The 13100-nt window shown below is 55.0% G+C and carries 11 protein-coding genes; 7 read left to right on the forward strand and 4 right to left on the reverse strand.

The window, feature by feature from the left end; genetic code table 11:
- Window position 1: 1 nt before the first annotated feature.
- Complete coding sequence (locus LJN55_RS23725; protein ID WP_227536474.1) at window positions 2–1630, reverse strand: TIGR04028 family ABC transporter substrate-binding protein; 1629 nt, start codon at window positions 1628–1630, stop codon at window positions 2–4.
- A 113-nt stretch (window positions 1631–1743) separates the two neighbouring features.
- Window positions 1744–2190, reverse strand: coding sequence for a winged helix-turn-helix transcriptional regulator (locus LJN55_RS23730; RefSeq protein ID WP_133846793.1), 447 nt, complete (start codon window positions 2188–2190; stop codon window positions 1744–1746).
- 88 nt (window positions 2191–2278) lie between these two features.
- On the opposite strand from LJN55_RS23730, the gene LJN55_RS23735 reads away from it, so the two are divergent.
- Together LJN55_RS23735 and LJN55_RS23740 are read left to right on the forward strand one after the other, a co-directional pair.
- Entirely contained in the window at window positions 2279–3481 is a 1203-nt protein-coding gene (locus LJN55_RS23735) for an MFS transporter (RefSeq protein ID WP_213202501.1), read from the forward strand.
- Window positions 3478–4836 (forward strand): pyridoxal phosphate-dependent decarboxylase family protein, encoded by a 1359-nt coding sequence (locus LJN55_RS23740; RefSeq protein ID WP_227536475.1) that lies wholly within the window; start codon window positions 3478–3480, stop codon window positions 4834–4836. Before LJN55_RS23735 ends, LJN55_RS23740 begins: the two co-directional genes overlap by 4 nt.
- Window positions 4837–4874: 38 nt before the next feature.
- Here LJN55_RS23740 and LJN55_RS23745 read toward each other — a convergent pair whose 3' ends face one another.
- A complete protein-coding gene (locus LJN55_RS23745) occupies window positions 4875–5279 on the reverse strand; it encodes an H-NS family histone-like protein (protein ID WP_159338394.1) in 405 nt (134 codons plus the stop codon).
- Between the two features lie 1421 nt (window positions 5280–6700).
- Between LJN55_RS23745 and LJN55_RS23750 the strand changes: the two genes are divergently transcribed.
- Both LJN55_RS23750 and LJN55_RS23755 read left to right on the forward strand, forming a co-directional pair.
- Window positions 6701–7807: a tyrosine-type recombinase/integrase gene (locus tag LJN55_RS23750; protein WP_133846789.1), complete on the forward strand. Its 1107-nt coding sequence runs from the start codon at window positions 6701–6703 to the stop codon at window positions 7805–7807.
- A gap of 1 nt (window position 7808) precedes the next feature.
- Window positions 7809–8459, forward strand: a complete 651-nt coding sequence (locus tag LJN55_RS23755) for a Qnr family pentapeptide repeat protein (protein WP_171149740.1) — start codon at window positions 7809–7811, stop codon at window positions 8457–8459.
- Here LJN55_RS23755 and LJN55_RS23760 read toward each other — a convergent pair.
- Window positions 8456–9622, reverse strand: a complete 1167-nt coding sequence (locus LJN55_RS23760; RefSeq protein WP_133846787.1) for an MFS transporter — start codon at window positions 9620–9622, stop codon at window positions 8456–8458. The genes LJN55_RS23755 and LJN55_RS23760 overlap by 4 nt on opposite strands.
- A gap of 231 nt (window positions 9623–9853) precedes the next feature.
- Between LJN55_RS23760 and LJN55_RS23765 the strand changes: the two genes are divergently transcribed.
- The 3 genes from LJN55_RS23765 to LJN55_RS23775 all read left to right on the forward strand — a co-directional run bounded on the left by LJN55_RS23765 (window position 9854) and on the right by LJN55_RS23775 (window position 13097).
- A complete protein-coding gene (locus LJN55_RS23765; protein WP_133846809.1) occupies window positions 9854–10732 on the forward strand; it encodes a LysR family transcriptional regulator in 879 nt (292 codons plus the stop codon).
- Window positions 10733–10808: 76 nt separating this feature from the next.
- Window positions 10809–11804, forward strand: coding sequence for an ROK family transcriptional regulator (locus LJN55_RS23770; RefSeq protein WP_227536476.1), 996 nt, complete (start codon window positions 10809–10811; stop codon window positions 11802–11804).
- Between the two features lie 219 nt (window positions 11805–12023).
- A complete protein-coding gene (locus LJN55_RS23775; protein ID WP_227536477.1) occupies window positions 12024–13097 on the forward strand; it encodes an MFS transporter in 1074 nt (357 codons plus the stop codon).
- Window positions 13098–13100 lie beyond the last annotated feature (3 nt).

The following is a 13100-nucleotide window of genomic DNA, read 5'->3' on the forward strand; positions in this document are numbered from 1 at the left end:
CTTACCCCCGTTTTTCCAGCCAGACAGCATAGAAGCTTGGTCGGCCGACGGCTTCAAACGTCAGACCTTTCAGCCACGGCGCGCCCGCAAACACCTGCGGTTCTTCGAAGATAGGAATGTTATAGGCGTTATCGATCAGATAGCGCTGAGCGTCGCCCGTGAGTTCCAGACGTTTTTTCGCATCGGTTTCGCTGGCGATGCCGTCCAGAATGGCATTCAGTTTGTCGTCGCGGAAGTTTTTCACCAGGCTGCTGGAGCCGCCTTTCTGAAGCAGCGCATCACGCACGGTCGGATAGAACGAGCTTTTCACCACATCCGGGTCGGCGCGGCCCACTTCGGTCACATTGAGCGGGGTTTTCAGCGGATCAAGGCTGTCGACGGTTTTGCTGCCCGCATCGCCTGCACGCACAGTCAGGGTGACCCCCACCTGCTTCCACTGCTGAGCCACCAGCTGTAACACTTCTTTATTCTGCGGCTGTGGCAGGGACTCATACACCGCCAGTGCCAGCTTTTTACCGTCTTTCTCACGGATGCCGTCGCTGCCCGGTTTCCATCCTGCTTCATCCAGCAGTTTTTTCGCCAGTACCGGATCAAACGTCAGTCGATCGCTGAGGTCGACGAAGCCTGCGGCTGAAGTGGCCAGTACCGACTTCGCCTGTGGGTAATTTGGAGAGAACAGCGTATCAACGATCTGTTTGCTGTTGGTGGCATGTAACAGCGCTTTACGCACCTTCACATCGGCGACCAGCGGGTTATCCGGGCGGAAGCTCAGGCTGTCATTAACACCGCGTGTCGGAGCCGCATAAATCGGGAAGTTCTGCTGCTGTGCCTGTTTCTCATCATAAGCCTGCACCTGGCGGATGGCATCCGCCTGGCCTGCCAGCAGCGCGCCGATGCGCACACTGTCTTCCGGCGTCACGATAATTTTGATGCCATCGAGGTTCGCCCGCCCCTGCTGCGCGAGGTTTTTTGGCCCCCACTGATAGTCTTTGCGCACCGCCAGATCGACTTCACGCCCCAGCTTCTCGCCACTGACAACAAACGGCCCGGAACCGATGATGTGGCGGGCATCGCCCAGGGCATCAAAGTTACGTGCCAGCGTGCTGAGTGATACCAGACCGGAACCGATGGTGGCGGTACCCTGCAGGAAGCCAGGAGACGGCTTTTTAAAGAAGAATTTGACCTTCAGCGGGTCAACCACTTCGCTGTGATCGTAGTTATTGATCACCTCTGAAACGGGCAGACGCTGGGCTTTATTCCCCAGGCCGTAAGTATCAAAGTTTTTCGCTACTGCTGCGGCGTCCAGCGGTGTGCCATCGGAGAAGGTGACGCCCGGGCGGATTTTGAAGGTGTACTCGGTATTATCAGCGTTGTGCGTCCAGCTCTCTGCTATCCACGGCTCCACCTGCAGGGTTTCCGGGTTCTGCCAGGTCAGCTTATCGGTGATCTGGTTCAGAATCCCGCCGTTCGGATAGAAGCCCCCGGCCGGAGGATAAAGATTGGTGTGAGCCTGCTGCTCCAGATACACCAGGGTGCCGCCCTGTACAGGTTTGTCTGCGGCCAATGCGGCGGTGGCGTTCAGTAAGGCAATGGCCCCGGCAAGTGCCGTCAGGCGAAGAGCAACGCGCATGGTGAATTCCTTTATTGTCAGTGTGCTAAGTGGCTGACAATAAATATCAGGCCTGACAAGGGGTCAGGAGAACCAAGAAATTCATCTGGCTATTTGCGTTTTTTGCATAACGATCAGGCGTATTTTTGCACACAGGTCATTTCAGGGGTGATCGCATCTCCCTGCTGGTTGCACACCCGCAGCGGTGCCAGCGGTTTACCGCTGGTGGTTTCCAGTAAATCGGAATGGGTTTCACCGGCAGCAAACAGATGCTGTTCCCCAAACTGTTGCAAAGAAACAATCAACGGAAACAGGTCCCCGGCGCGGTCGGTCAGCACATACTCCTGCCAGGCCGAGCCATCAGAGGCCGGTTGCACCCGCAGCAGTCCGGCTTCGACCAGCTTTTTCAGCCGATCGGCGAGAATATTGCGTGCCACCCCCAGGTTACGCTGAAACTCGCTGTAGCGGCGCACGCCGTCAAACGCATCGCGCAGGATCATCAGCAGCCAGCGATCGCCAATCAGATCAACACTGCGTGCGACCGGGCAGGACGACTGGCTGAGAGGTAAACGGTCAGTCATGATTTTTTCCTCGTCAATTTAGTTGCATTTTAAAACCACTTGCGGCAGGCTGCAAATGGTTTTAATTTGAAACCAATTGGGGCATGGCATGAATACATGGGTAGCGAAGAGCGCGGACAGTACAGGCTTATCGTCATTGCAGGTAAGTCTGTTTGCCTGCAGTAGCGGCCTGAGCGTGGCGAACGTCTATTATGCGCAGCCGCTGCTGGATGCGCTGGCGCACTCTTTTTCCATCTCCTCTGCGGCTGTCGGTGGGGTGATTTTTGCCACCCAGGTGGGTTGCGCACTGGCGTTGCTGCTGCTGGTTCCGCTGGGGGATGTGTTTAACCGGCGTCGACTGATGCGCTATCAGCTTGCCGGATTAATTCTGGCGCTGTTACTGGTCTCTGTGGCCACGCATGTGCTGATGTTACTGGCAGCGATGTTGCTAATCGGCCTGCTGGGAACGGCAATGACGCAGGGCATGATTGCCTATGCGGCCGCGGCGGCCAGCCCGGAAACGCGTGGGCGTGTGGTGGGTGCCGTTTCCGGTGGCGTGGTGATTGGATTACTGCTGGCGCGTGCGGCCGCGGGTCTGGTGTCAGATATTACCGGCTGGCGTGGCGTTTACGTCTGTTCTGCGCTGGTGATGCTGCTATTGGCGGCGATCCTGTGGCGCAGGCTGCCTGATTTACCTCAGGCTGCGCCTGTACGCTGGTCACAGGTAATGTTTTCTCTGTGGCGTCTGCTGCTTACTCACCGGGTATTGCAGGTGCGTGGTGTGCTGGCGTTACTGATGTTTGCCAGTTTCAATATTTTCTGGAGTGCGTTGGTATTACTGTTGCGTGCCCCGCCCTGGCAATTGACCCATGGACAGATTGGTGCACTGGGGCTGGTGGGCGCGATCAGTGCGCTTATCGCGGGTCGTGCCGGACGCTGGGCTGACAAAGGGCTGGCAGAACGCACCTCTTCGCTGGCGCTGGTGGTACTGCTGATGAGCTGGTTGCCACTGTGGCTGGGGGCAGGGTCATTGCTACTGCTGATGGCCGGGATCCTGCTGCTGGATGCAGCCGGGCAGGCATTACATGTCAGCAGTCAGAGCCTGATTTTTGCCAGTCAGCAGGAAACCGGAGGGCGGTTGATTGCGGGTTATATGCTGTTTTATTCCGCTGGCAGCGGCGCTGGAGCGCTGATTTCAACCCAGGCGTTTGCCTGGGGAGGGTGGGACGCGGTGTGCCTGTGCGGCGCTGCCGTCAGTCTGCTGGCGTTACTGTTTTGGGTGATGATGCGATTAATACGAGGTCAGTTATGAACGAACGGGAATTACTCTCTGCCGCAGATGCGCGTGCCCTGAGCTACAGCGCCTCGCTGGCTACCCGCCGGGTGTTTCCCGATGCTGCGGCGCTTGCCGGGCTGGCGCGTTTTGATGAAGCGCTGCCGGTGAACGGGTTACCCGCAGAGCAGACGCTGGCGTTGTTGGATGATGCCGGATCGCCCGCCACCACGGCATCCAACGGCCCGAACTATTATGGTTTTGTTATCGGTGCCTCACTGCCCGTGGCCGCGGCAGCCGAGCGGCTGATGATTGCCTGGGATCAGTGTGCTTCTGGCTGGGATAACTCACCCGTTTCCGCCACGCTGGAGCGGCTGGCTGGGCGCTGGCTGCTGGAGGTCCTCGACCTGCCACGTGACAGTACGGTAGGGTTTGGCACCAGCGCCACGGCCTGTACGCTGAGTTGCCTGGTGACGGCCCGGCGTGAGTTGTTACTGCGTCAGGGCTGGGATATTGACCATGACGGGCTGGCAGGCGCGCCGGAAATCAGGGTGGTTGTGTCCGAACTGACGCATATCACGGTGAAAAAAGCCCTGCGGGTTCTGGGCTTCGGACTGCGTCACCTGAACGTTGCGCCGGTGAACGGTCGGGGACAGATTGATGTGACGCGCCTGCCCGCCCTTGATCACCGCACGATTCTCTGTTTACAGGCTGGCGAGGTAAATACCGGCGAATTCGATGATTTCTCGGCGCTGATCCCGGCGGCGAATGCTGTCGGTGCCTGGGTACACGTCGATGGTGCCTTTGGTCTCTGGGCGCGCGCCTCAGCGCTGAAAACGCTCACGGAGGGTGTTGAGAAGGCGGACAGCTGGACGACTGACGGACATAAGTGGCTGAATACCCCTTATGATTGCGCCATGGCGATCTGCCGTCATCCGGGTGCGCTTGCCTCGGCGATGAATGCTGATGCGGCCTATGCAGTGGCGGCACCGGATGCGCAAAAAAATCTGACGCTGGAGTTTTCCCGTCGCCCGCGGGGTATTCCGGTCTGGGCGGCATTGCGTACGCTGGGTCGTGAGGGCGTGGCCACCCTGGTTGAGCAGCATTGTGCGCTGGCGTGTCAGATTGCGTCAGGTCTGCAGGACGCCGGGTTCGAGATATTGAATCGGGTGATACTCAATCAGGTTTTATTTCGTGCACAGGACGATGAACATACTCAGCGCGTACGTGAAGCACTTCAGGGATCCGGAGACGCCTGGTTTTCAGGGACGTTGTGGCAGGGAAAAGCGGCATTACGCATCAGTGTGTGTTCATGGCGAACGCAGGAGGAACATGCGAAGAAGCTGGTGGTATTATTGAGGCAGTTGTTTGAGCAGACGCAGTCTGTCAGCTGAAAATGCATCCGGCCGCCTGTCAGGCGGCCGGTTGGCATTTACTTGATCAGGAAATCTTCAAGTTTTTTGCCGGCATCCAGTGCCTGCTTAATCACAGCCGGGGTACGCCCCTGGCCGGTCCATGATTTCTTCTCGCCATTTTCATCAGTATATGAATATTTGGCTGGGCGTGGAGCACGTTTAGCGCGAGTCTTACCCGTCGTATTATCGGCAGCAGTCAGTTCGCTTAAGTCGATACCGTCTTCCAGCAGCATCTGGCGATATTTAGCCAGTTTCTCTTCTTTTTCTTTAATCTCAGAAGCAATAGCGGCTTCTGAGTCACGTCTTTCGTTCACTACCGCTTCAAGTTTTTCCAGCATCTCTTCCAGTTCAACTAAAGACACTTCACGAGACTGGGCACGAAGGGTGCGAATATTATTTAATACTTTCAGCGTTTCGCTCATAACGGAATCCGTAACCTGTAAGTTGGTTTAAATTAGTAACTATTGTGACAAGACTCAGTGTACAGACAAATGAAGAGTGAAAAAACACTAAACGAAAAAAATGTTAGTTCAAATGTTACCTGGATACCATTTTACTCTGCTATTGGGTAAGTCTGGGCGTCATTATATTTACAACTTATGGGATAAATCTTAACAATAATTTTGATCGAGGCATTTACTTCTGAAACTTTGATCCTATTCGCCACGCGTAAACCCTACTATATCTTCCATGGTCACGCTCTTTACAACATGTTGTAATAAATGATTTTTATGTTTTTCAATATAACTACTTTGATGCATTTCTCACATCGTGTTAGTTACGGCATCACGCAATATGGCTGAGTACCGTCAGGCAACCATCAAGTCGTTGTGTATTGCAGATTGGGAAATTGAGCGTGTTCTTGAGGGAAGTAAAAAATCGATGTCATTTCGACGGATTTTTATCCGTGTGATAGGAACCGTTCATCCTGTTTTCCTATTTTTACCCTGGTTCGGGATGAGCATGAATGTTGCGTCAGGTATTATCACTGTTGTTTGAGGTCGATTGGGACGGGGTAAAAGACAAAGGAGACGCGTTTTTTTCGGGATTGGGAGTGACTTATACTTTTTAGTTACAACATGCTTTTGCGTGAAATATAACCTGACCTGCGACTATCTTCAGTATAGTCGCCTGGGTCTTTCAGTATAAAAAAGGTTAGTTTCCTGATGAAACCTTCTTTCCGGGGTTAATCTATCTTCTCCTCTTCGCCCTATATCCTGTTCGTGCGTTCTGCCGTAGGGTGGCTGAATTAACACAACAGAGTGCGGGCACTCTGAATGAAATAGACCGGCGAGTTCGATATTTCGTTTGTGTCGCCCTTTTTGATTGGTCATTTCCTGCTCCGGTTATCCTGCTGCCGGACATTTCCTGGTATCCATCCACTGTCAGTGACAGGTCATTCCTTCGGCTTATTCTTGATTGTCGTAAAGGGGTATCGATAAGGTAATAAATGCGACAGCGGCAGATACTGGGGAGGGGCTAATCCGATGTAACAATCAGTGCTGCATGCCCCGATGGGATAAGGAACATGTCTTCGACATGTTAAGGTATAAAAGAGATGCCCTTGTTTCCATAATGCTGGCCAGATGAGGTGTCCGAGATCTGGCCGGGGAAGAGGTAAACCGGGTGGTCGGGCTTGATATTCTTCATGGCCTGTCATCCTCTACAAGAAATCGAAGTGAAAGCGCTGTGTAATCTTTATGACTCCAGACCTATTAAGTCTGGAGTCATATGCTTTTACGCGATAAAATCAACCTCTCAGTAGCGTTAAAAGCCCGTTGGCAATGTCTCCGAAAGGTGAAGATGATAAAATCATATGATAAGAGAATCTCAGGATTACAGGATGTCTGAATCCCAGAATCCTGAGGTTCTTACTTCTCCGCATGTCGGGCGTCATGTGGTGTTGTGGCTGAACGCGGTAAGTACGTCATCCCTGACCGAGCTGGAAGCCAGCGGCGATGAAGGGTCTGTGGCGCAGGTGATGAAACTCTGGGTCAGGTTGTCGCTGCTGCAAACGCGCCGCCGCCCGGAGATTGCTATCTCATCCTTACTGAAGCATGTGCTACCGGCGATAGGTGAACGTCCCCTGTCATCCATTACACGACTTCAGCTTAACCGGTTGTTTAATATTCTGATCGCCGACGGCAAAAAAGAAGAGGCGCGGCGGGTGTTTGCGTTGTGCAAGCAGTTCTTTGCCTGGGCCGAAATGCAGGGCTATCTTGAACACTCCCCCCTCAGTGCGATGAAAAAACGTGATGTCGCGGGCAGAAGTGCGCCTCCGGGTAACCGTACGCTCAGCGATGCTGAAGTCTGGGTCTTCTGGCACGGCCTGGATGCCTGGGACCTCTCAGAACAATGCCGCTGGGCACTTCGCTTCTGTTTACTGACGGCCCGCAGGCCGGATGAAGTGGTGCAGGCGCGTAAAGACGAGTTCAATCTGACTTCCGGGATCTGGCGGCAGGGCACGCGTAACAAATCGCAGCGCGAACATATTCTTCCGCTGACTCCTCTGATGCGCGTCTGTATTCACGCGCTGATGCAGTCCAGTCCGGAAGAATCACCCTGGCTGGTGCCGTCCCCCGTGACGTTGTCACAGCCTTTATCACGCGGTGCCATTACACAGGCACTGCGTCGTATGATACGGGCTGACCGTGGTCTCGGAATTGCCCCCTTTACCACCCGTGATTTGCGGCGCAGCGCGCGTTCAAGGCTGGCCGCATTGAACACGCCGAATGATGTCGCCCGTAAGATCATGAATCATGCGCTGGAAGGGATTGACCGTGTTTATGACACCCACAATTATTTGCCGCAGATGCAACACGCGCTGAATGCGCTGTCTGACAGTATTGAACATATTATCGCCGCTGAGTCTTACCACCTGCTGGAACATCGCTATCCCGGGGAAAAACTTCAGCTCGACGAACGCGCACTGCTATACATGGAACCTTAACATGACCACATCACCGGTTTATCGTAATGAAAAGTTCATCCCACGCCATTTCACGGGCAGCATTGTGGAAAACACGCAGTTCATCAACTGCGATTTCTCGGGCTGCGACCTGACCGACACGCGTTTTCTTCACTGCCAGTTTTACGATCGGGAAAGTGAGCAGGGTTGTAACTTCAGCCGGGCAACATTGAAGGATGCCAGCTTTAAGCACTGTGATATCTCGATGAATAATTTTCGTTCTGTCAACGCGTTGGGCATTGAAATCAGTGAATGCCGAGCGCAAGGGGCTGACTTCCGCGGTGCCAGCTTTATGAACATGATCACGACAAAGAGCTGGTTCTGCAGCGCGTTTATCACCAAAACCAATCTGAGCTATGCCAACTTTTCCAAAGTGGTGCTGGAGAAATGCGAACTGTGGGAGAACCGCTGGGTGGGTACCCATGTGCTGGGGGCGACCTTCAGCGGTTCCGACCTCTCCGGCGGTGAATTCAGCGCATTTGACTGGCGTTCGGCTGACTTCACCCACTGTGATTTGACACGTTCCATCACCAGCGAACTCGACCTTCGCAGCACTGACCTGGAGGGGGTAAAGCTGGACAGCGCTCAGGTCAGCATTCTGGTTGAAAGGCTTGGGATTATGGTCGTGGATTAACCGTCTTCAGCGGCAGGAAACCCGTGCTGTCGCGCCGACAATATGATCAGCCACGTCAGGATAAGTAACACCAGTAAAACCGGTGAGAAAAGGGTGGGACCAAAGCCGTTTAGTATCGCGGCACCCGCCAGCCCACCGCCGGCAATCGCCATATTCCATGCGGTGACCAGCATCGACTGCGCAACGTCAGCGGCATCCCCGGCGCTGTTTGCCAGCGCGGTCTGAAACAGGGCCGGGGCACCTCCGAAGGCCAGCCCCCAGACGCCTGTTGCAAGATAAATCACCAGTGGATTTCCCGACGTCAACGCCAGTGCTGACAGTGCGAAAAGCGCGGTAGCCAGCAAAGACAGCCCTCTCAGCCCGCCGTCCACTCGCGTCCCGACAACCCCTATCCCCAACAGTGACGTCAGGCCAAACACCAGCAGGATCAGGCTGATGCTGTTGCCCATCCCTGCATGCTGGAGAAACGGTGAGATATAGGTGTAAAGGATGTTATGCGCCAGCACGAATATCAGGGTAACCAGCAGGATGGGGCGCACCCCCGGAAGTCGAAGAACATTCAGCAAGCGCTGACGTTTTGCCGCTGCCTGACCGGGGAAATCAGGCACGCTAATCATTATCCATCCCGCCAGGACCAGAGTCAGCACGCTGATCGCCAGGAAACAGCTCCGCCAGCCGATGATCTCACTCACCCAGGTGCCCAGCGGAATGCCTATTGATAACGCCAGCGGCGTGCCGACCATCGCCAGGGCAATGGCGCGTCCTTTGATGGACTCGTGCACCATTCTGGCGGCATAACCGGCAATCAGTGCCCACAATAATCCCGCCGAAACACCGGCAATGAAGCGTGCGACCAGCGTCAGCGCATAGTGGTGGGAAAGTGCCGTGAGGGTATTAGCGACAGCAAACCCGGCAATGGCGCTTAACAGCAGAGGCCGGCGTCTCAGCGTTTGCGTAGCGAGCGTTAATGGAATGGCGGCCAGAAGAGAACCGATGGCGTACACCGTGACCAGTTGCCCGGCCAGCGCTGGTGTAATCAGCAGGCTGCCACCGATCTGTGATAACAGACCCGCCGGAAGGGCTTCGGTGAGAATGGTAATAAATCCCGCCGTGGCCAGCGCGAGCAGGGCGGAGACAGGCAGTTTTGAGGATACATCCATCATTTTCATACGCCGTACACCGTATCACGTTGCTCATCGATGGCTTGCTGTACCACGGTTTGGAAGGCCGCCGGGAGGTCATCAGGGCGGGCCAGTGAAGATAAAAGGGTGTGCATCAACAGAGTCTCATCATCAGTAAGGGGATCGTCATCACACCTTAATCGACACCTCATTAAAGAAAAACCAGGGTATAGTTCAGTTAACTACGGAATAAAATTCTTGAATGGAGTAATGATGGACAGTCTCAGTGGATTTAGCGTCTTTGTGCAGGTGGCTGATACCCGTAGCTTTGTGAGCGCCGGTCGTCAGCTGGGTCTGTCGCCTTCAGCGGTGGGGAAAAATGTGGCGCGGCTGGAAGAAAAACTCGGTGTACGTCTCTTCCACCGCAGTACCCGCAGCATCACCCTCACGGCGGAAGGGGCACTGTTTCTGGAGCGCTGCCGTCGTATTCTGGCGGAGGTTGAGGCCGCGCAGCTGGAGCTGTCTCAGGCGAGCGGAAAACCCACTGGTCGCCTGCGTATCAGCCTGCCGATGGTGAGTACGCTGATGCTGCCGGTGCTCGGTGATTTTATGCGCCAGTATCCGGATATTGCGCTGGACCTGGATTTTACCGACCAGTTAGTGGAGGTCATTGAAGAGGGATTCGATGCCGTGATCAGAACCGGTGAACCGGCTGATTCGCGCTTATCGGCCAGGCATCTGGGCTACTTCAGCGCTTTGCTGGTTGCCTCTCCGGCGTATCTGGCAGAGAAGGGAACGCCTCAGGCTCCTGGCGATCTGCTCCGACATCACTGCCTGCATTATCGTTTTCCGCATACCGGTAAGCTGGAAAAATGGCCGCTGCGCGGGGCGGCCGACCTGGCGATCCCCACCTCAATGGTTTGCAATAATATCGAAACTCGCGTCTGCTTTGCACTGCGTGGACTGGGGATTGCCTGTCTGCCGGATTTTGCCTGTCGTCATCTGGTGGCTGACGGCAGTCTGGTGCCGATCCTCGGAGACTTTGTCGAATGGCAGGGGACGTTTCATATCCTGTGGCCCGCCAGCCGCCATGCTTCACCGAAAATCCGTGCGCTGGTTGATTTTCTTGCTGCCAGAGTGTTTCCGTCATGAGAGCGGGGCAGGTTAGTGCGCCGGGTACCCGGCTTTATGGTAAATTAACCCGTTTTTTGTGAGCCGAAGAGGGAAAATGAATACTCCGTTAAACCGCACCACCCGTGAAATGCGCAAAAATAATGTTGCGCGGGTCGTTCGTACGCTGAAATCACTGGGCCCGGCGACCAAAGGTGACGTGGCAGCCCAGACAGGGCTGAGTGCGGCCACCTGCGGAGCCGTGCTTAACGAATTGACGCTCAGCGGAGAAGTGCTGGCGCTGGAACATGAGGCTTCCCGTGGCGGCAGGCCTGCACAGCGTTATGCCTGTAATCCTGATTTTTTCTCTGTCCTCAGCCTCTACGCGGCAGGCAGTGATGATGACGCTGAACTGGTCTGGTCGTTAACCTCTGCCACCGGCCGCCTGCTGGCAAGCGGCGACCGTCCCTTTTTGCCGCTAACCGCAGAGACGTTTTATCAACTCATCGATACACTGCTGTCTGAGTTCCCTGGCGTACAGACCATTGGCTTAGGTCTGCCCGGGGTGATCGTCGATGGTGTGGTCACGTCCTGCGATATTTCACTGTTTACCGACAGGCATATTGTTGAGGAAATCCGTTTAAAGTCAGGTTGTTTCACTGAAGTCGGCAACGATATCAACTTCACTGCCTGGGGCTTTTACCGCAGCAGCTGCGCGGGAGTCAGCGCACCGGTTGCCTATATCTACAAACCGGAAGTCCCCTGCACGGGATGTGGGATTGTGATCAACGGGCAGGTGCTGGCCGGCGCGAATAATTTTGCGGGGGAAGTGTCCCGGCTGCCCTTTTCTGCCACCGCGTTAACGCTGACGCAGGAACTGGCTAATATTGTTGTCTCGCTGGCGGCGCTGATCAATCCTGTGACGGTCGCGCTGTCAGGGCCTCGTCTGTGCGAAGCAGATTTGCCCGACATCATGCAAATCTGCCAGCAATCTATTCCGCAGAAACATCTTCCTGCGCTGATCTATCGCCCCTCGATTCGTCAGGACTATCTGCAAGGTATTGCGGAGCTGACGCTGGAAAACTACAACTTCCATCGCTTGTTTATCGTGTAGATCCTGCTCTTCATCCCTCGGGTTCTGTGTTAAACCTTTCCGTCGCCGATTGACATCCTTTTCGCTCACGCTTTATACTTTTACTTATTAAATGTCTTTTAATAAGTAATTAAAGAAAAGGATAAATTGCCGATGACAGTCAAAAACGACCCGCAAGAGACAGGAAGCCCCGCCCGGTGTAGGGCTACCCGGGCCATTTTTTTTGTCACGGGTATGGCAATGGGGTTATGGGCCGCACTGGTGCCTTATGCTCAGATGCGAACCCATGCCGAAGCGGGTCAGCTGGGCCTGTTGTTACTGTGTCTGGGCGGCGGATCGCTGATAGCGATGCTCGGATCAGGACGTATTATTGGCCTGGCAGGGTGCCGACGGGTGATTATCGCGGCGGTGGTGTTGTATTGTCTGACGCTGCCGTTGCTGGCAACGCTCAGTGATATCCGTTTACTGGCCATCAGTCTGTTTGTTTTTGGCATGGGAATCGGACTGGCAGATGTGGCGATGAATGTGCAGGGAACCCTGGTCGAGCAGGCCGCCGATAAACCCCTGATGTCCGGGTTTCACTGTCTGTGGAGCGTGGGAGGGATTGCCGGAGCCGGTGGTGGAGCCATGCTGCTGAGTGCCGGTCTGACGCCGCAGGCCACGTCATTCTGGGCGATTGCGCTGGTTGCGCTGGTGACCGCCTGCTCTTTTCCCGCCTTACTTGCTGCCAGTGGCGAAACCTCGCAACAGGAGAAGGGGAACGCCAGCCGCCCCAATTTCCGTCTGGTGCTGATGGCGATTATGGCAATGATCTGTTTTATGGCCGAAGGCGCGATTCTCGACTGGAGCGGTATTTTCATCACGCAGGATCGCCAGATGGCGGTTGAACATGCCGGATGGGGGTTTGCCACCTTTGCGATTGCGATGTCCCTGATGCGTTTTATTGGTGACCGTGTGGTAAAGCTACTGGGGCGTAAGCGCGTGCTGATGTCGGGTGGAATACTGGGTATTGCGGGTTACCTGATTGTTGTGCTGCTACCGGGATGGGGATCTTCCCTGTTCGGCTTTGCCCTGGTCGGTATCGGTGCTGCCAACATTGTCCCTGTCCTGATCACCCTGGCAGGGCAGGAGAAAGCGATGCCGGTGCATCGATCCGTGGCGATGGTCGCTACGCTGGGCTATTTCGGGGTGCTGGGCGGTCCGGCCGTGATTGGCTGGATTGCCCATCTGGCCAATCTCTATGTGGCCTTCTCTCTGGTCGCGATGGCATTTGTGGTGATCGTTCTCGGTGCCTCTAAGCTGAAATACGCATAAATT

This window comes from Erwinia rhapontici (assembly GCF_020683125.1).
GTDB lineage: Bacteria > Pseudomonadota > Gammaproteobacteria > Enterobacterales > Enterobacteriaceae > Erwinia > Erwinia rhapontici.